The sequence below is a fragment of the Sphingobacterium anhuiense genome (genome assembly GCF_042686355.1).
In the GTDB taxonomy this organism is placed as follows: Bacteria; Bacteroidota; Bacteroidia; order Sphingobacteriales; family Sphingobacteriaceae; genus Sphingobacterium; species Sphingobacterium anhuiense.
This window is the reverse complement of the sequence record NZ_JBHUPE010000001.1, coordinates 466,894-486,802: the sequence shown is the minus strand read 5'-3', so window position 1 is coordinate 486,802 and position 19,909 is coordinate 466,894. Positions and strand designations below refer to the sequence as shown.

Annotated in this window: 16 protein-coding genes; 13 read left to right on the top strand and 3 right to left on the bottom strand. The window is 36.1% G+C overall.

The genetic code is table 11. The annotated features are described in order from the left end of the window. Positions 1–19: 19 nt before the first annotated feature. The 4 genes from ACFS6I_RS02060 (at position 20) to ACFS6I_RS02045 (ending at position 7,483) form a co-directional block, all read left to right on the top strand. Positions 20–1,054, top strand: a complete 1,035-nt coding sequence (locus ACFS6I_RS02060) for a FecR family protein (protein ID WP_380917842.1) — start codon at positions 20–22, stop codon at positions 1,052–1,054. Between the two features lie 23 nt (positions 1,055–1,077). Beyond that, the gene (locus ACFS6I_RS02055) at positions 1,078–4,401 is read left to right on the top strand and encodes a SusC/RagA family TonB-linked outer membrane protein (RefSeq protein WP_380917841.1); all 3,324 of its coding nucleotides are present in this window, start codon (positions 1,078–1,080) and stop codon (positions 4,399–4,401) included. Between the two features lie 11 nt (positions 4,402–4,412). Then, the gene (locus ACFS6I_RS02050) at positions 4,413–6,182 is read left to right on the top strand and encodes a RagB/SusD family nutrient uptake outer membrane protein (protein ID WP_380917839.1); all 1,770 of its coding nucleotides are present in this window, start codon (positions 4,413–4,415) and stop codon (positions 6,180–6,182) included. Positions 6,183–6,532: 350 nt separating this feature from the next. After that, entirely contained in the window at positions 6,533–7,483 is a 951-nt protein-coding gene (locus ACFS6I_RS02045) for a sensor histidine kinase (protein WP_380917837.1), read from the top strand. A 27-nt stretch (positions 7,484–7,510) separates the two neighbouring features. Here ACFS6I_RS02045 and ACFS6I_RS02040 read toward each other — a convergent pair whose 3' ends face one another. Continuing rightward, positions 7,511–8,086: a hypothetical protein gene (locus ACFS6I_RS02040; RefSeq protein ID WP_380917835.1), complete on the bottom strand. Its 576-nt coding sequence runs from the start codon at positions 8,084–8,086 to the stop codon at positions 7,511–7,513. 293 nt (positions 8,087–8,379) lie between these two features. On the opposite strand from ACFS6I_RS02040, the gene ACFS6I_RS02035 reads away from it, so the two are divergent. Beyond that, entirely contained in the window at positions 8,380–8,547 is a 168-nt protein-coding gene (locus ACFS6I_RS02035; protein WP_380917833.1) for a quinol oxidase subunit 4, read from the top strand. A gap of 123 nt (positions 8,548–8,670) precedes the next feature. On the opposite strand, the gene ACFS6I_RS02030 is transcribed toward ACFS6I_RS02035, so the two are convergent. Next, on the bottom strand, positions 8,671–9,531 hold the full coding sequence (locus tag ACFS6I_RS02030) for a sigma-70 family RNA polymerase sigma factor (RefSeq protein WP_021189489.1): 861 nt from the start codon (positions 9,529–9,531) through the stop codon (positions 8,671–8,673). A gap of 374 nt (positions 9,532–9,905) precedes the next feature. On the opposite strand from ACFS6I_RS02030, the gene ACFS6I_RS02025 reads away from it, so the two are divergent. Then, positions 9,906–10,148: a helix-turn-helix domain-containing protein gene (locus ACFS6I_RS02025; RefSeq protein ID WP_021189490.1), complete on the top strand. Its 243-nt coding sequence runs from the start codon at positions 9,906–9,908 to the stop codon at positions 10,146–10,148. Here the strand turns inward: ACFS6I_RS02025 and fmt are convergent. Continuing rightward, complete coding sequence (fmt, locus tag ACFS6I_RS02020; RefSeq protein WP_132845458.1) at positions 10,145–11,062, bottom strand: methionyl-tRNA formyltransferase; 918 nt, start codon at positions 11,060–11,062, stop codon at positions 10,145–10,147. The two genes, ACFS6I_RS02025 and fmt, sit on opposite strands and share 4 nt — an antisense overlap. 112 nt (positions 11,063–11,174) lie before the next feature. Between fmt and ACFS6I_RS02015 the strand changes: the two genes are divergently transcribed. The 7 genes from ACFS6I_RS02015 to ACFS6I_RS01985 all read left to right on the top strand — a co-directional run bounded on the left by ACFS6I_RS02015 (position 11,175) and on the right by ACFS6I_RS01985 (position 19,901). Beyond that, positions 11,175–12,395, top strand: a complete 1,221-nt coding sequence (locus ACFS6I_RS02015) for an ABC transporter permease (protein ID WP_380917830.1) — start codon at positions 11,175–11,177, stop codon at positions 12,393–12,395. A gap of 112 nt (positions 12,396–12,507) precedes the next feature. Next, positions 12,508–14,637 (top strand): cation:proton antiporter, encoded by a 2,130-nt coding sequence (locus ACFS6I_RS02010; RefSeq protein ID WP_132771092.1) that lies wholly within the window; start codon positions 12,508–12,510, stop codon positions 14,635–14,637. 8 nt (positions 14,638–14,645) lie between these two features. Next, positions 14,646–15,908, top strand: a complete 1,263-nt coding sequence (gene icd, locus ACFS6I_RS02005; protein ID WP_380917828.1) for an NADP-dependent isocitrate dehydrogenase — start codon at positions 14,646–14,648, stop codon at positions 15,906–15,908. 66 nt (positions 15,909–15,974) lie between these two features. Then, on the top strand, positions 15,975–16,232 hold the full coding sequence (locus ACFS6I_RS02000; protein WP_380917826.1) for a hypothetical protein: 258 nt from the start codon (positions 15,975–15,977) through the stop codon (positions 16,230–16,232). Between the two features lie 203 nt (positions 16,233–16,435). Continuing rightward, entirely contained in the window at positions 16,436–17,503 is a 1,068-nt protein-coding gene (gene serC / locus ACFS6I_RS01995; RefSeq protein ID WP_380917824.1) for a 3-phosphoserine/phosphohydroxythreonine transaminase, read from the top strand. 15 nt (positions 17,504–17,518) lie between these two features. Then, entirely contained in the window at positions 17,519–18,466 is a 948-nt protein-coding gene (locus ACFS6I_RS01990; protein ID WP_380917822.1) for a D-2-hydroxyacid dehydrogenase, read from the top strand. Positions 18,467–18,587: 121 nt separating this feature from the next. Continuing rightward, complete coding sequence (locus ACFS6I_RS01985) at positions 18,588–19,901, top strand: aspartate kinase (protein ID WP_132771096.1); 1,314 nt, start codon at positions 18,588–18,590, stop codon at positions 19,899–19,901. Positions 19,902–19,909 lie beyond the last annotated feature (8 nt).

Sequence of the window (19,909 nt, the reverse complement as noted above, 5' to 3'; positions counted from 1 at the left end):
TCTGCCGTATTCTTATTATATGAAGATTACGAGAGAACTTATCAATCGATACCTAAAGAATCAATGTTCGGCTGAAGAGGCTGCTTATCTGGAAGATTACATAGCACATTTGGGAGAATCTCTTGATCAGCTATTGTCTAAAGAAGAATGGGATCTTACTGACGAAAATTTAGATTATCCCCATCAGCAGGAAATCAAAGCTAAAATATTCGCTTTTGCTAAAAAGCAAAATGTTTTAAAATATAACAAGAAATTACTTCGCATTGTATCCGCTGCGGCTGCTATAGTTGTTTTTATTCTTGGCTTTTATGTGAGTTTAAATCCATTTTTAAATAAGCCTGCGCCAGATGTTAGGAAAATAGCTGCTATTGAAGATGAGAAAGAGGAGGTAAGTAATCTATACTACATAAATTCAGGCAATCACAATATGTTATTAACGGCTAGTGACGGATCTGTTATTACACTTTATCCGCAGTCAGAAATCAAATATGCTGAAGATTTTAGTACTCAGCAGGAGAGAGTGCTGTATTTGAAGGGGAAAGCTAAATTTGAGGTTGCCAAAGATAAATCCAAGCCATTTCGTGTACATTCCACCGGTGTAGTCACTACAGCTTTAGGAACGGTTTTTAGTGTTGATGAATTGCGATCTACTCAAACCCAGATCAAATTGATGGAAGGTAAAATAGAGGTGAAAGCTGTGGATCATCAGAGAGGGAAAGAATTAGTGCGGACCTTTTTGCCGCACGAAGAGATTACCTTGGATCATCGTGAATTAAAGGTTGTCGAGGAGATAAAGACGCATACAATAGGAACAGATCGAGGTGGTCATTTTCTTCAAAACAACCAGATCATCCAGTTTAAAAATATAGCCTTACAGGATGTTTTGACAATTCTGATGCAAAACTATGACATCAAGTTGCAATACGATAAATCATTGATCAGTAATAAATTTTACAGCGGAACTTTTACGAATAAAACGAATGTCTTTGAAGAAATTATCAGGGAAATTAACTACTTACATCATGCCGGTATAAACTACACCAATCCACAATAATAAACAATTAAACCAAACAAATTATGAACAACTTTTTATCTAAAAAGCATCAGTTTCAAACTGTGCTGCTACTTCGATTTAAAAGTCCACGTACTAACTGGCCCCTTCGACTCGGAATGTTGGGATTACTGAGTATGGGATTTCATGTAGGGTACGGCCAGTCAACAGCTTCTGTAAGTGGAGTTGTCAGGGATGGAAGTAATAATCCCATCAGTGGCGCTACTGTAAGTATTGAAAATCTGTCTACGAAGTATAAACAGATGAATACGACGAATGCAGAAGGAACTTTTTCGTTTGACCGTATTCCAGAGGGGCAGGGATACGAAATTAAAATCAGTTTTGTAGGCTTCAAGACCAAAGTACTTAGTAACTATAATATTGATTCAAAAGATAAAGTTGCTATTACTGTTGCGCTAGAGCAAGAACAGGAAAGTTTAGAAGAGGTTGTAGTAGTTGGTTATGGAAAGCAGAAAAAAGCAAATATTACGGGTTCAGTGGCTTCGGTCAATGCCGAACAAGTAAAGAATATTTCGCCTTCTAACCTTTCTAATGCCTTAGCTGGACGTGCCGCAGGTATAAATGTTACGAATACTTCGGGTATGGCGGGAGCTTCCTCAAGCCTACGCATTCGTGGTAGTTTTGCAGAACCTTTGTATGTGATTGACGGAATTGTACGGGATAAAGCGGCATTCGATGCTTTGGAAGCCAATGAAGTGGATCAGATGAGTTTTTTGAAAGATGCTGCAACAGCTGCGGTCTACGGGACAAGAGCGGGTAACGGTGTTGTGGTTGTCACAACTAAAAAGGGATCAGCTCAGGAGCCTGTATTTAATGTGCAAAGTAATTATAGTTTTGGTGCTCCTACTCAAACGCTTTTAGCAGATATTACGACTGCGGCTGATGAACTGACTTATCAAAATCGGGTATCCCAATTTCTGTGGGAAAATGGCTCTAAAACAGAACCATGGGTAGCACCCAATGGACAGGCTGAGTTTGATTATTTTAAGGATAAGGACTACAGTGTTAATGATAATATCTGGAGAAACCCTTTTAGTCACCGACAATCGATCTCGGTGTCGGGTGGTGGAGACCGAATTACTTATTATAATTTAGTCAGTTATCGTAAAGAAAATGGATCTTACAAATCATTGGATCATGAAAAATTCAATTTAAGGAGTAATGTCAGTGCCAAGATTACGGATGATTTTACGATTGATGTTAATATCTCGGCCAATCAAATCAATTCCAAGCGTTTTTATTGGCCATTTAGTACTTCCGCTAATGATGATGATTTTGATGTGTCAGATTTTTATCGCGTAACATTCAATTGGCCTAAAATGTATCCGTTTTATTTAAATGCAGATGGATCTCCAAGTAATTCCCCAACAGCATATCCTGTTCAGACACCCATGGGGAGCTGGCAAGCCTGGAATGTGATTGACCAAGTAGTTGGGAATCGATATATCGATCGTAAAGTTCGTCAGGTAAACCCAATCATGACGTTGAATTATAAGTTGGATAAACTTATAGAGGGCTTGTCTACAAAAGTTGTAGGTAGCTATCTCGCAGAAGATTATATGCGTAAAAGATTTATGACCTTCCAAAAGAACTACACATTTACTTCTCTGAATCCGGATGGAAATAGGTTTATACCTGCACCACCTTCAGAAGACAAAGTGAATATTTTTACTTTTAGTCAAGCACAGCCTTTTATGGATTATTCTCCTCAACGGGAGTGGGAATATCAGGTCAACTGGTTTTTGAATTATAACCGTAAATTTAATAAACATGCCATTGATGCGTTGTTGGTCTATGAACAATTTAAAGCTGGTGGAACCTATGTAACATCCCGTGCTGAAAATCCAATTGTTAGTATTGATCAAATGTTTATTTACCCGACTGATCGTAATTTTAGAGCTACAGATGCGTATGAAACTATTAATTCTAGAAGGGGATTTATCGGACGTGCAAATTATAACTATGCAGATAAATATATTGCTGAATTTTCATTTAGATATGATGGTTCGCCCTTATTCCCCGGTGATAAACGGTGGGGATTTTTTCCATCCATGTCAGCCGCTTGGCGTGTGTCGGAAGAACAGTTTTTCTTAGATATCAAAAATACGGTTAGTGATCTAAAGTTAAGAGCTTCATATGGAACAACAGGGAATGATCTTGATGTTAATGCGCAAAGGATCGGACAATTCTTGTATCAGGAAAAATATAGGCCTTCAGGTGGCTACATGTTTGGTGATCGTTACTATAATGGTATTGCCTATGGTGATACACCTACACAGAACCTGACTTGGACGACATCCAAAAGTGTGAATATCGGTTTGGATTTTGGTTTTGTAAATAATAAACTAAGTGGCTCAATAGATGTGTTTAATCGTAAGGAAACAGATATTTTAGGACGGCGTACTTTGAAAATTCCTGATAATTATGGACGGTCATTGGCTCCGGAAAACTATGCTGCTCGAAGTTATAAAGGTGGAGAGGTATCTATTAATTGGAATGATCGTGTGGGTGAAGTAGGTTATGGAATCACAGCTAATATGGGGTATGCAAAAGATCGTTGGGATATCTATGATGAAGAGCCTGCATTTGCTGTAGGGGGAACGCGCAATTTCGAATCTCGAATAGGAAGACCTGAAAATCGAATCATCGGCTTTGAAGCTGTGGATCTTGTTAGAACACAGGAGCAATTAGATGCATTGAAGAGCAATGGGTTTAAAACATATGGTCGTGATCCATACTTAGGTATGATTTTGTACAAAGATATTCGTGGAGCTAATTATTCTGAAAGCCCAGATGGTAAGATCGATGATAATGATCTGACGTTGCTTTCCGAAAATAATACTCCACGCATCAATTACGGTTTTGGGCTAAATGCAAACTGGAAAGGTTTTTCTGTTTCAGCTTTATTGCAGGGTGTACTGGCATATGATCGTGTTATCAGTAATTTGGAAGGTGGGGGAATTCGTCAGCATGGCGGTACTTTTCGACCGTATTATCCTATCTGGGCAGGCGATGTTTGGACAGCAGATAATCCACAGGCAGATTATCCGAGAGTAGTGGGTTCCAACTGGCAGGAGTCGGGAACAGGTGCTTCGAGTTTTTGGATTCGTAATGGTGCATATTTGCGCCTAAGAGATTTAAATATATCATATAGTTTACCGCAGTCAATTACAAAGTCGATGAAAATAAACAGTGTGAATGTATTCTTTAATGGAACAAACTTATTTGTGCTTTCTCCTATGACCGAGTTTCATGATCCGGAACAGAAAATGTATGATTCCTATCCTGTTATGAAAACATTCACCTTGGGTTTGGATGTTAAATTTTAATTGAAAAAACTATGAAAACGATATTTTATACCCTAATAGCACTTTTATTTACAGTAGCGTCTTGTAAAAATGTGTTAGATATTGAAGATCTTAATTCACTTGACGAAAGCAAGGTATGGAATGATCCGAATCTTGTGAATGCCTATATAACGAATCTTTATCCCATGTTTGGAAATTGGAATGCTTCAGCGGATGCCAATTCAGAGCAATTAATGGGCATATCTTTTCCTTTGGATGCTATCACTGTTAACAATGCCGCTTATAAATCTTGGGATTATACCACTATCCGTAGAATTAATACTGCAATTCAAAAAGTAACCGAAAGTGCAGGATTAAATGCAGATGTAAAAAATGCTGTTCTTGGGCAAGCTTTATTTATGAGAGCATATATGTATTTTAATATGGTTCGATATCATGGTGGTGTGCCCTATATTACTGTACCGCAGGATTTGGAGAAAGATGATCTAGAAACACCTCGTAATACAACGAAGGAATGCTTTGATTTAATGATAAAAGATCTAGATCAGGCGATTGCCATATTGCCGCCTATGATTGCCAAAAGTTCAGGAGATTATGGTAGAATCGATGGGAATTTTGCACTATCTTTTAAAGCTAAGGTTTTATTGTACAAGGCTTCCCCTCAATTTAATCCAACTAACCCTTATAATAATGTGTATTGGGCAGAAGCGCATGCTGCAAATAAAGCTGCCTATGATAAGTTAAAGGCGGATGGATATAATTTGACTCCAGACTATGCTAACATTGCTTTGCAGGAGAAGGGATCTGAAGTTGTTTTTGCTGTAATCAATTCTTATCCGAATAAAGTGGCGAGTTGGGATAATGGAGTGCGCCCGGGTTCTGAAAGTAGAGGCGCAGCAGGTGCAGTTCCAACATGGGATTTTGTCAAGTCATTTCCCATGAAAGATGGTAAGACTTTCTCAGATCCGACAGGAAAGTATTTTAAAACGAATGAGCAGTTTTTACAATCTTATTGGGAAAACAGGGATCCTCGGTTCGACAAATCTATTGTATGGAATGGCAAGATCTACGAAGTTTCTGGGAAATCAGGGAAACGTCAATATACCTCTGTGGGTATAGCCGCAGATCTGGATAACTTTGGTATTAATCCGAAGGCTAAAACACCATCAGAAAATCTGAATCGATATAGTGGATTTTTTATACTTAAAAATTCAAAGTTATCGCTGAAGCAAACAGAAGTAGAAACTCAATATGATGTGGATTTTGTATTGATGAGATTTGCGGAGGTTATGATCAACTATGCTGAAACTGCAAACGAAACCGGGGATTTTAATACCGCATTAACCATTCTAAAACAGATCAGGAGGCGTGCAGGTATTGAAGCAGGAAGTGACGGAAATTACGGTATTACGGCTATTGACCGTACTCAGATGAGAGATGCAATTTTGGCAGAACGGAATATTGAGTTTTGTTTTGAAGGACACCGTTTCTGGGATCTGAGAAGAACACGAAAATTGAATATACTTAATAATACGACCAAATATGGTGTAGAGGCTATTGCTATTCTTAGTAATGGAGCTGAAATGGATTTGGATGAGGCTGCAAATCTTGCCAAAACTTATCAGCTTAAGGAAAATCAGTTTAAATACAGTGTTTTACAAGTTCCAAATACGGGAAATAAAGTAAATCTTGTACCCGATACTTATTACTTTTTTCCATTAGCTCAATCTGTGATTGATAAAAATCCTAAAATATCACAGAATAAAGATTGGGGTGGAACTTTTAATCCTACTCTAGAATAATATGAAGTCTTATCATATGCTTGACGATAATAAAAATAAATATTTAGTATAGTACAATAAAAAAGTAATTACTGTCGAGAACTCGAATTGATTCATGTACCATCTCAAAGGTCTTCTGTATAAATACAGAAGACCTTTCGTATTTTTTATTGAATTCATGCTATTTAAGAAATTGTTACAGATATTGAAACATATTTGGAGCTCAAAAATACTTATATTTACTTGTTAGGTATTTTTAGATTTTTTTTTAAAATACTACAAAACATCTATCTTTTGTAAAAGTGCTTAATGTAATGGTATTTTTATTGATCAATTATTTGATCATGAAAGATCTTAGGGTGTGAGAAATTATGGAAAGTCAAACAATTATTACAATTCTGATAACCGGAATTATTGTGAGTAAAATTATTATCGGATTTTTACTCTATGAATTGATTCGGAAAAATCGCATTTTAAAGCGGGAAAAAGTCAAACTTTTAGGTACTAATTTAGCACTTGAAGAGCAGTCTGATCAAATTAAAAAGTATAATGAAGAATTGAAAGCTTCCGAACTTTTTAAGATCAAGGTATTATCAATTGCTTCACATGATTTAAGAACTCCTTTTGTTTCAATGAATATGTTATTGAATACCGTTGACTTATCGCTTATGTCAAAACTTGATATGGAACAAGTTTTACTGCAATTAGGATCAGAAATCTCTCATTCGCAAAATATGTTGGATGAGGTGCTTTTATGGGCAGAATCTCAGCTCCGTGATAACTTAGAAAACAAGGAAACGTTTAATATTTCTCAACAGATTCAGCATGTCTTGTTGTTATTTCAAAAAGATTTAATGTCAAATAATATTTCTTTAGAAGAGAGTCTTCCTAAAGATGTTTATTTGTATATGAGCAGAGATATATTTTCTTTTGTCGTTAGGAACATCGTTAGTAATGCCGTCAAGTTTTGTAAATATGCCGGTAAAATTACTCTAGGAGTTTCGGAGATGAATGGAGACGAATTTCTATTATATATAGAAAATGAAGGAATCAATATGCCAGAATCGACTGTTGAAAAGCTTAATAATAGAAACAGTTGGGATCATAGAAAAGCTGTTAATGGTACAGGGGCAGGACTTGGAGTTTCATTATGTAAGGATCTTCTCCAACGGGTAGGCGGTAATATTTATTTTGAAAACATCAGTGATGTTGGGACGATTGTTTATATTTCTTTTCCTATGAATACATTGATGACTCAGGATCATGAAGTTATAAATAAAGAAAATAGCAACTTTATGAATGGTTTTCAAGAACAAAATTAGGTTTGATTCTTTCCTGTTTTTATTCGTTTAATTTATTTTTTGTGATCCAATGATTATTTTTAGTTCAAAAATAGAGTCATTTACTTTTTGTACTCCAGCAGTAATGTAATTATTTTTGCTGTAGGCCTCATACAAATCTATGCTGTTTAATAAAGAATCTTTGACGAAAATTCGATCTCGTTCCTTTGATGGAAATTTTGGTAATAGGCCATTTGCAAATTTAACTTTTGAAAAATTTGAAATTTCATATTTTTCGAAAGTATGATTAGCATTCTGCTTATCCTCACCTTCATTTTGTTGAGAGAAAATAAATTTTAAACCAAGCTGTTCGTTTGTAAAACAAATTGTCTGTTCATAATCGTCATCTTTAGAAAATTCTATACTATCGTATTCACTATAAGAGAATAAAGAATCTCTTTCAAATTCTATGTTTTTTGATGATGCAAATACAATAAAATCTTCAATTGTGGATTTTTCAAATTCAAGATCTAGCACAGACCAATCTTTTTTAATGATTATCATATCCGATGCGGAAGTTTCCCTTGAACAACTGAATGAAAATAGAGATAATATAAAAAGGATGAGCACTTGTTGCATATTCATTTTTTACTGTTAAAATTGTCTGTTTTATTTTCTATAAAGATCGTGCGAATTTATAATTTTAAAATCCCCGATTTCAGTTATATATGGTTATCTATTTCTTAAAGAATTTATAGATATTATATAAACAAAATAACGAGATATAATTTGAATTATATATTATCAACTTAGAAGACTAGGTGAATAGCTATTAATTGGAAGATTTATTAGATTACTTTAATATATTCTATTAGTTGCGTTGTATCCAAACGTATATTTGGCACGTTATTAGTCTTTTATAATAAAACATAATTATTATGAGAAAGATTTGTTTAGTATTGCCCTTTATTTGTATGGTATTTTTAACCTCATGTTATACAACGAGAACCGCTGGAAATAGTGGTAAAGTACCACCTGGACAAGCCAAGAAAGCTGTTGGAGCAAAATCTGCGAAACCATTTGCACCTGGTCAAAGAAATAAGTAAATATGGTATAATTAAATGATGGTGTTCAGTACGTTGACAGTGAGTAGCAATGACTGTGTTAATCTAATAGAACAAAAAATGCGCAGTTTTTGGCTGCGCATCTAAGAAATACTGTTAATACTATTAACCTAAATAAGATTTTAAGATCTTGCTACGAGATGTATGACGTAAGCGTTGTAAAGCTTTGTCTTTGATCTGGCGGACACGTTCGCGGGTAAGATTGAATTTTTCACCGATTTCTTCTAAGGATAACTGGTGGTTTGATCCAAGTCCGAAAAATAATACAATTATTTCTCTTTCACGCTCTGTCAGCGTTGACAGTGAACGTCTGATTTCCTCAGATAAAGATTCATCGATAAGGGAACTATCGGTATCTGGATCATGATTCTCTAATACGTCTAATAGGGTATTTTCTTCCCCTTGCACGAATGGTGCGTCCATAGAGACATGTCTTCCAGAGTTACTTAATGTATCCGAAACTTTATCGACTGTTGTTTCAAGGATGTCTGCTAATTCTTCTGGTGAAGGCTCGCGTTCATACTCTTGTTCTAATTTAGAGAATGCTTTACTAATTTTACTTAATGAACCGACCTGGTTCAAAGGTAAACGCACAATACGAGATTGCTCTGCAATAGCTTGAAGGATTGATTGACGAATCCACCATACCGCATACGAGATAAATTTAAAACCTTTTGTTTCGTCAAAACGCTTAGCTGCTTTTATTAAGCCCAAGTTACCTTCGTTGATTAAATCACCTAAGGTTAATCCTTGATTCTGATATTGTTTTGCTACAGATACGACGAAACGCAAGTTGGTTTTAGTCAATTTCTCCAAGGCAACTTGGTCACCTTCGCGAATACGTTGTGCTAATTCAACTTCTTCTTCTGCTGTAATTAAGTCTACTTTACCAATTTCGTGTAAGTACTTGTCTAACGACTGTGACTCACGATTGGTAATCGATTGTGTAATTTTGAGCTGTCTCATTAATTATATTAATACCTTTCTTCTCTGAAATGTTTGCAAAAATACAAAATAAAAACGAATTATTTTAATATTTGTTGTTGATATGTGATTATATCTTGTTGATTATGAGGAATTTTATTTACTTTATAACGCAACAAAAATTATTCCAAAATGACTGAATTCGGTCATAATAGTGTTTGAACTTCTAAATAAATTTGTAATCATTTGGTAATGAATGCGCTTTGCTTGTGTAACGGAATTGCGACTAAGAATCGTATTGAAAAACTAAATTTCTAAAAAAAAATGATACATTTGATTCTACAAGAAATTAAATTTTCGATGACCAAAACTTTTTTATGAAATACATGTTTTTCAATAAACATATAATTTTGATTATGCCAATTATTATACATTTAGACAAAGTAATGCGCGATCGCAAAATGTCATTGAATGAGCTTAGTGCTAGGGTAGGCATCACACTGTCAAACCTTTCGATTATTAAAAATCAAAAAGCCAAAGCATTGCGTTTGGATACTTTGGCTTCTATCTGTCATGCATTGCATTGCCAGCCAGCAGATATCATGGAATATGTCGCGGATACGGCTGAGGTAACGAAAGAGGAGGAGCAAAGCGACTAAAAGCGGTACCCTCTTAAGAAGTCAATGATTTCCATTTTTTTCTTACCTTCAATCTGTAATTGCTTTACGCTGATATAGCCGTTATTGCCTGCAAATTTAAGATAAGTTTTTCCATCCGTTTTATAATCTCCCTGTGCAATATCTGGGGTTGCATATTCTTTGGATACTGTATATAGTTTTAATACTTTATTGTCTAGGCTGGTAAAGGCTGCTGGATACGGGCTTAGGCCACGAATCAAGTTATAAATGCTGTCGACATCCTTTTTCCAGTCAATTTGGCAGTTTTCTTTAAATATTTTAGGCGCATGTTTTAATTCACTTTCCGCTAATAAGTTGCTCTGTGCTTTTGGTGTAAGGGTATTGTTTTTTAAACCTGCTATAGTTTTGAGCAGTATTTCAGCTCCTGTATGCATCAGTTTATCATGCAAAATTCCGGCATTGTCATCTGGCGCAATTGTAACTTCTTTGGATAGTAAAATACTTCCTGTATCAATTTCATGTTGCAATAAAAATGTGGATACTCCAGTAACTTCTTCCCCGTTGATGATCGCATGGTTAATTGGTGCGGCGCCACGATACTGAGGTAATAACGATGCATGGACATTGATCGTGCCGTAAGGAGGCATTTTCCAGACAGCTTCTGGTAGCATTCGGAATGCTACGACTACTTGTAAATCTGCTTGGTAAGATCGCAGTTCTTCTAGAAAATCAGCATCCTTTAATTTTACAGGTTGTAATACGGGTATATTATGAGCTTCAGCATATACTTTGACTGCAGATTGATGAAGTTTTTGTCCTCGACCTGCTGGTTTGTCAGGTGCTGTTATGACAGCTACAATATTTTCACCAGATTGCACAAGGGCATCTAATGAAGCGACGGCAAAGTCCGGGGTTCCCATGAATATGATGCGCATAATAGACTATGTTTTGTTGTTTTAATACTGAGATGATGGAAACAACAGGAATAAAATAGGCTGCTTCACATTTTTTTTTAACTTTGCGAAGTTACATAAATAATTTAAAAGCTTGAATTTTCCATACTTTTTAGCCAAGAGAATCACTTTTTTAGGAAAAAGAACTTTTTCCAAATTGATTGTGCGCATTACTATAGGAGCAATAGCTCTGGCAATTGCTGCAATTATTCTCTCTGTTGGTGTATTGCGAGGATTCAAATCTGAAATTACAGCTAAACAGCGTGGTTTTTTTGGTGATATCATGGTCTTGCGATACGATCTGAACAATTCCTACGAAAACTCACCCATTGCTTTAGATTCAATACAGTGGGATTCGGTTAAAAATCATCCAAATGTAGTTAGTGTAAATTCTTTTGCTACAAAACCTGGGATTATCAATGTTAACGATGAGGTGGAGGGAGTTTTATTAAAGGGTGTTGATATCAACTATGATCAAAATTATTTAAAAAAGATATTGGTCGAGGGTGATACATTAAATCTAAAACAAAAAGAAGGACCGGGAGAACAAATTTTGATATCTAAGTATCTTGCCAATAGGTTGATGCTAAAGGTTGGTGATGATTTTATTATGTATTTCGTTCAACAGCCTATTCGTAAGCGAAAATTTGAGATTAAAGGAATTTATAACTCAGGTTCTGAAGAATTGGATAAGGTTTATGTGATAGGTTCTTTAGATTTAATTCGTAAACTTAATAATTTAGATAGTACAGCTGTGGGGGGGTATGAGGTTCGTATTCAAGATTTTTCAAAGTTGCAACAAACAACTGATGAGCTTGATGATCTGGTTCCAATGGATATGCATGCTATAAGCATCCGTGAACAGGTGCCAGATATCTTTCAATGGCTAGATCTTCTGGACATGAATACTACTATTATTTTTATATTAGTGACTTTAGTTGCGGTCATCAATATGGTCTCAGCTTTACTGATTACAATTTTAGAGCGCACCTCTATGATCGGTATTTTAAAAGCACTTGGTTTTCATAATGATGGAGTTCGACGTGTTTTTATGTATAATGCGCTCTATTTAATTGGTTTAGGTTTATTATTGGGCAACTTTATAGGACTGGGTTTATATTTCTTTCAAGATTACACTCATTTTTTCAAATTAGATGAGCAAACCTATTACATCTCTTATGTAGCTGTCAAGTTGTTTTGGACGGATATCATTTTAATCAATGTTTCGCTATTAATTATTGGAATGTTAGCTTTGTTTATCCCTTCTCTATTGATCACTAAAATCAGCCCAATTCGCGCGATTTCTTTCAAATAAATAAGTGCTTTAATTGTAGTTCCGAAATAAATATTTTACTTTTAGAAGTTTGATAAGGGGATTTCTGCCAGAAATCTTACTCAAATGTATACTAGATTTAGCTTATATATTTATGAATAGAAACGTATTAGATCACTTATCGCATGCTTTCGAAGCACCTTTAAAAAGTCCAGTACTCATTTTCGCGCTCGTCTTATTTATTATTTTATTATCGCCCATTTTATTACGTTCAATTAAAGTTCCGGGCATTATAGGTTTGATTATTTCTGGTGTTGTCATTGGTCCGCATGGACTGAACTGGTTGGAGAAAAACTCTGCAGTGGACCTTTTCTCTACGATAGGTTTGCTTTATATTATGTTTATAGCTGGTCTGGAACTGGATATGAATGAGTTTAAAAAAACCAAGCATAAGAGTTTATGGTTCGGTTTTTTCACATTTATTATTCCTATTGCTATCGGTTTCCCGGTCTGTTTTTATCTTTTGGATTATGGTATTTTAGCCAGCATTTTGATTTCCAGTATGTTTGCTACTCATACATTGGTTTCTTATCCGATTGTAAATAGTTATGGTATTTCTAAAAATGAAGCTGTAGCTATTACTATAGGTGGAACTATATTAACGGACACTGCTGTTCTGATTATTTTGGCAGTGATCACCGGAGCTTCGCAAGGGAATATCGGACAGGAATTTTGGGTTACTTTAGGTGTATCTTTCGCAATTTTCCTTTTTATCATGTTTGGCGTGATTCCTCGCATTGCGAAATGGTTTTTCGAACGTATTGAAAGTGAAAAAACTTCACATTATATTTTTATATTATCGATTGTTTTCTTTGCCGCATTCTTGTCTGAAATCGCGGGGCTTGAACCAATTATTGGTGCTTTCGTTGCAGGATTAGCGTTGAATAAGTTAATTCCGCATTCGTCCGCCCTGATGAATCGTATTGAGTTTATTGGAAATGCGATCTTTATTCCGTTTTTTTTAATAAGCGTAGGTATGATCGTGGATGTCAGTGTGCTGCTACGCGGACCGGAGGCTTTAATTGTTGCGGCAACATTAACAGTTGTTGCCATTTTGGGTAAATGGGGAGCCGCATGGATGACGCAATTGGTTTTTAAATATAGCTCAGGACAGCGAAATGTTATTTTTGGTTTGAGTAGTTCACACGCTGCAGCAACTCTTGCTGTGATCATGGTCGGGTATAAAAATGAGATTATCGATGAAAATGTGTTGAATGGTACAATCTTATTGATTTTGGTAACCTGTATTGTTGCAACTATTGTGACAGAAGGTGCATCGAAAAAAATAGTAATGGATGGAGATCAGGACGAAAGCCATATCAATATTGTGAAGGAACATGATGAACATATTCTGATACCATTAGCAAATATGGAGAACATGAAACCGCTTCTGGATTTTGCTACATTGATGCGAAGCAAAAAATCGCATTATCCCATAAGTATTGTTTCCGTTGTTAAGGATAATGAGCAAGCGGAAAAGAATATGGCAATAGCGCGTAAAAATTTGGATAATATTGTAAAATATGCCTCTGGTAGTGAAACCGAAGTAAGTATTGCTACTACGATTGATTATAATATTCCGAGTGGAATTAGCCGTAGTGCAAAAGAGGTGATGGCTGACTGTATTTTATTAGGATGGCCAAGTGCAAGTAATTTTGTCGATAAAATTGTTGGTGAGAAGTCTGAAAGTATTTTAAACCGTACTTCTGCAAATGTTATGATGTGCCAATTTAAGAAACCTTTTATTACGCATAATAAAATTATTGTTTTCGCACCACCTTTGGCCCAATCCGAATTTGGATTTGAATATTGGGTAGAAAAAGTGCTTAAATTAGGACAGGAGCTTACAATTTCGGTCACTTTTGTGTGTGATAAACGTACTGAAGAGGCTACTAAAATATTTCTGGAAGAAATTAAAAATTCAGTTCCTGTCAATTATAAGATCTATGATGATTGGGATCATATGCAGGGGTTAAAGTCATTTAGAGAGGATAATGCATTTTTATTTTATGTTTCATCGCGTTATGGTGAGGTATCTTACCGTGATTCTTTAGATGGTTTGGCAAAGAAATTGGAACGTATTCATCAGAATGAAAATGTGGTCCTTGTATTTCCGAGCCGGGTAGACAATCAACATATTGATGAATATGAAGATGTGCAAGCGGCGCCGATCTTCAGAAAGATTAGTAAGGAAATTGGAAACATGTTCAATAAAGATAAATAAACTGAACTATGGCAAGTAAAATAACAAAGTCTCTGGATGGACCGCTACAGGTGCCTGATCAGCCCATCATTCCATTTATTATTGGCGACGGTATAGGCCCTGACATTTGGCGTGCTTCGGTTCGAGTTTTTGATCGTGCGGTAGAAGTTGCGTATGGTGGTAAAAGGAAAATTGAATGGAAAGAGGTACTGGCTGGAGAGAAGGCATTTGATGAAACTGGAGCATGGTTGCCGGAAGAGACACTTGATGTACTGAAAGAATATCTAGTTGGTATTAAAGGACCGTTAACAACGCCGATAGGGGGTGGTATCCGTTCTCTCAATGTGGCCTTGCGTAAGGAATCAGACTTGTTTGTTTGCCAACGTCCTACAAAGTGGTATGAGGGTGTCCCATCACCTGTTAAGCATCCGGAATATGTTAATATGGTTATTTTTCGTGAAAATACGGAAGATATTTATGCCGGTATTGAATTTGCGTCGGGTACAGCAGATGCGACTAAAATTCAAGATTTTCTTCGTAATCAACTTCATGTCGATTATAATTTTTCGAATGATACGGGGGTGGGAATTAAATTGGTTTCGGAAAGAGGTTCTAAACGGCTTGTACGTGCAGCAATTGAACATGCTTTAGCGCATAAATTACCTTCTGTGACTTTGGTTCATAAAGGTAATATTATGAAGTTTACAGAGGGGGCTTTTAAAAATTGGGGTTATGAATTAGCCGAGACAGAATTTGCTAAGGAAACATATACCTGGGGTCAATGGGAACGAACTAAGGCGGAGAAAGGGGATGCTGCAGCTAATGCTGAGCAACAGGAAGCCCTGGCTGCTGGTAAACTGTTAATTAAAGATGTCATTGCAGATAATTTTCTGCAACAGATTTTACTAAATCCGCGTGATTATTCTGTTATTGCTACATTGAATTTGAATGGCGATTATATTTCAGATGCCCTTGCTGCTATTGTTGGGGGGATTGGTATTGCTCCTGGGGCAAATATCAATTATAATACTGGGCATGCTGTCTTTGAGGCGACGCATGGAACCGCACCCCGGTTTGCAAATACCGATACAATGAATCCTTCCTCGGTAATTTTAAGTGGTGTGATGATGTTCGAATATATGGGATGGCAAGAAGTGGCGGATGCTATAGTTAAAGCATTGAGCGAAACAATTAAAGCCAAAACTGTAACAGTTGATTTTTATAATTTAATGGAAGATGCAACGCTCGTGAAAACAAGTGAATTTGCGGATCGTATGATCGAAAAGTTATAATAGCTATTTTGAATATGCTAGATAAAGCTGACCTTTGAATTTTATTTAAAGGTCAGCTTTTTTTATATGCAATTTTCAGATTTACCACCGTTTGTTAAAGTTTCTTCTGTATTTACAGAAGAAGAATTACAGCAGTTACTTCGTATTGAACAATTACCCGATGATATGGAGATTGATGCTATCCGTGATGAACCAGAAATTTTCGATCTCCTTAATGCATTTATTGGTGATGAAAATAGTCGTTTGATACATTTACAACTTTATGCACAGAAGTTATTAAAAAAAGGAGAGGTTGAGCAAGCGTGGAAAGTGATCTTATTATAGGTTAGACATAATATCATTTTTAATGTTTTTTCAAGTATTTTATGTTATCTTTTTATCATTTCGGTGTTACTTTTTTCTAAATTTCATTAATATTGATTTTTTGTTGAAATTTAAGTAAGAAAACTTGTACCTTTGATCTTCGGAAAGCAAACGATTGCTTAGTCGAACCGTAGAAAGTATACAAAAAAACAAACTATATATCGATGAAACATAATTTTGGAGCAGGTCCTTGCATTCTGCCAAAGGAAGTTTTTCAAGAAGCTTCACAAGCTGTAATTGATTTTAATAATACTGGTTTATCCATCTTAGAAATTTCGCATCGATCCAAAGAATTCGAAGCAGTTTTGGATGAAGCAACTAAATTGGTTCGCGAATTGTTAAATGTGCCGCAAGGATATTCTATTTTGTTCCTACAGGGAGGTGCAAGTTTACAATTTGCAATGGTGGCGTTAAACTTGTTGCCTGAAAATGGTAAAGCAGCTTACTTGGATACTGGTGTATGGGCTTCAAAAGCAATTAAAGAAGCAAAGAAGATCGGAAATGTAGAGGTTGTAGCATCATCGAGCGATAAAAATTATACCTATATTCCAAAGCAATATACTGTTCCTGCTGATGCAGCTTATTTTCATTATACGTCAAATAATACAATTTACGGAACGGAAGTATTTGATGTTCCAGCATCAAGTGCGCCAATTGTCGTTGATATGTCTTCGGATATTTTGAGTCGTGAGATTAATGTGAGTGATTTTGATCTTATCTATGCTGGTGCACAAAAAAATATGGGTCCTGCAGGCGCTACTTTAGTAATCGTTAAAGATGAGATTTTAGGTAAAAAGGGACGTGTGATTCCATCTATTTTGGATTACACTGCTCATATTTCGGCAGATTCAATGTACAATACGCCTCCTGTTTTCTCCATCTTTGTATCTCTTCTTAACTTACGCTGGTTGAAAGCAAAAGGTGGTGTAGCGGTTATTGAACAAGAGAATATCATTAAGGCTCGTACGTTGTATGATGAAATTGATCGTAACCCATTCTTCAAAGGAACTGCTGCCGTAGAAGATCGTTCTCGTATGAATGTTACTTTTGTCATGGATTCTGCAGAATTAGAGGCTGAGTTCTTGGCTTTAGCTAAAGAACGTGAACTGATCGGTATTAAAGGTCATCGTTCAGTTGGTGGTTTTAGAGCATCAATCTATAATGCATTGTCGATAACAAGCATCAATGCTATGGTAGATGCAATGAAAGAGTTTGAAGAATTGAAAAAATAAAATCGAAATTATATCATGAGAATATTAGCAAATGATGGTATCGATCCAGCTGGAAAACAACTTTTGGAGGATGCCGGATTTGAAGTAGATACAAATCATATTCCGCAGGAAGAATTAGCGGAAAAATTACAAGCTTACGATGCCATTACGGTACGTAGTGCAACGAAAGTTAGACAAGCCCTAATTGATGTTTGTCCAAACCTAAAAGTGATCGGACGTGGTGGCGTCGGCATGGATAATATTGATGTCGACTACGCACGCTCCAAAGGAATAGCGGTGTTGAATACACCAGCTGCTTCTTCCTTATCAGTTGCAGAATTGGTATTTGCTCATTTATTAAATGGAGTACGTTTTCTTTATGATTCAAACCGTCAAATGCCTTTATCTGGGGAGAGTAAGTTTGGTGCTTTGAAAAAAGCGTATGCAGGCGGAACTGAACTGAGAGGGAAAACATTGGGTGTGGTTGGTTTTGGACGTATTGGACGTGAGACAGCGAAGATTGGATTAGGTCTTGGGATGGATATTGTGTATTACGATCTAGCTGATGGGCCTAAAACGTTAACTTTATCCCTGACTCAAGGATTTGAAGTGGAATTACCAGTAGATCAAGTATCCATGGAAGATTTATTGAAAACTTCTGATTTTATTACTTTACATGTTCCTTTCTTAGATAAGCCAGCAATAGGTCAAGCTGAATTTGCATTGTTGAAAGATCAAGTTGGTTTAGTTAATGCTGCCCGTGGCGGTGTAATTGATGAACTTGCTTTAATCGAAGCCTTGGATTCTGGTAAGGTAGCTTTTGCGGGATTAGATGTCTTTGACAATGAGCCTACTCCGAGATTGGAGATTTTGAAACATCCAAAAATTTCTTTGACACCACATATTGGTGCCGCAACAAATGAAGCGCAAGAACGTATCGGTGTTGAATTGGCACAATTGATTATCGAGAATCTTAAGAAGTAATTCTTCCGCATAATAAAATGATGCGGCACAAAAACATTATGTATTTGTGCCGCATTTTTTTGCAAAAAAACTAAGTAATTGCCTATATTCACGGCAAAATTTAAATATAATGTAATTCAGTATGAAAATTTTAAAATTTGGTGGTACATCTGTCGGTAGTGCAGAGCGCATCAAGGGGTTGTTAGATATTGTAAACCCTTCTGAGCGTCAAGTTGTGGTGTTGTCAGCTGTGTCTGGGACAACAAATGCTTTAGTAGAAATTGGTCAAGCATATCTTGCAGATGATAAGAACTTGGCGAAGGAATTAATAAAGAAGCATAAAGACAAGTACGAAGACCTCATTAAGGAATTGTTCAAAACTGAAGCTGGATATAAAAACGGCAAGAGCTTAATCGATTCGCATTTTAATTTTATTGAAAGTTTTGCACATGAGATTTTTACTCCTGTAGAAGATAAGATCATTTTAGCACAGGGGGAGTTGATGTCAACTGCTTTATTCCATTTTCATCTCACAGAAATCAATGTTCCATCCGTATTATTACCGGCATTAGATTTTATGAAGATTGACGAGGATAATGAGCCTGTGGTAGACTATATAACAGAGAAATTGACTCCTTTACTTGCCAATTATCCTGATAATACGTTGTTTATAACGCAGGGCTTTATTTGTCGTAATTCTTTTGGTGAGGTAGATAATCTGCGTCGTGGAGGATCGGATTATACTGCGTCATTAATCGGTGCTGCTATTGGAGCTGAAGAGGTTCAGATCTGGACCGATATCGACGGAATGCATAATAATGATCCGAGAATAGTAAAAAATACAACCCCAATTGCGCATTTGAGTTTTGACGAAGCGGCAGAATTAGCTTATTTCGGTGCAAAAATTTTACATCCGCAATCGGTATTTCCTGCTCAAAAATATAATGTACCGGTTCGCTTGTTGAATACGATGGATCCTCAGGCTAAAGGTACGCTTATTAGTAAAGAAGGTGGTCAAAAGGGTAGTATTCGTGCAATAGCCGCTAAAGATGGTATCACAGCTATTCATATTCATTCTTCACGTATGCTTTTGGCTTATGGTTTTTTGCGTCGTGTATTTGAAATATTTGAACGTTATAAGACACCAATTGATATGATTACAACATCGGAGGTTGCTGTTTCTGTAACGATAGACGATACTAAAAATCTACAGGATATCATTAAAGAAGTCGAAGATTTTGGGACTGTGTCGGTGGATGAACACCAAACCATCGTATGTGTGGTAGGTGATTTTGACTTGAATACACATGGGTATGCGGCCCGAGTATTGGATGCTGTAAAACACTTACCGGTCCGAATGATTTCATATGGAGGTTCGGATTATAATGTATCAGTTCTGTTGGACACGGATCATAAAGTGGAAGCATTACGCTCGTTACACAACCGTTTATTTTAATTGAAATA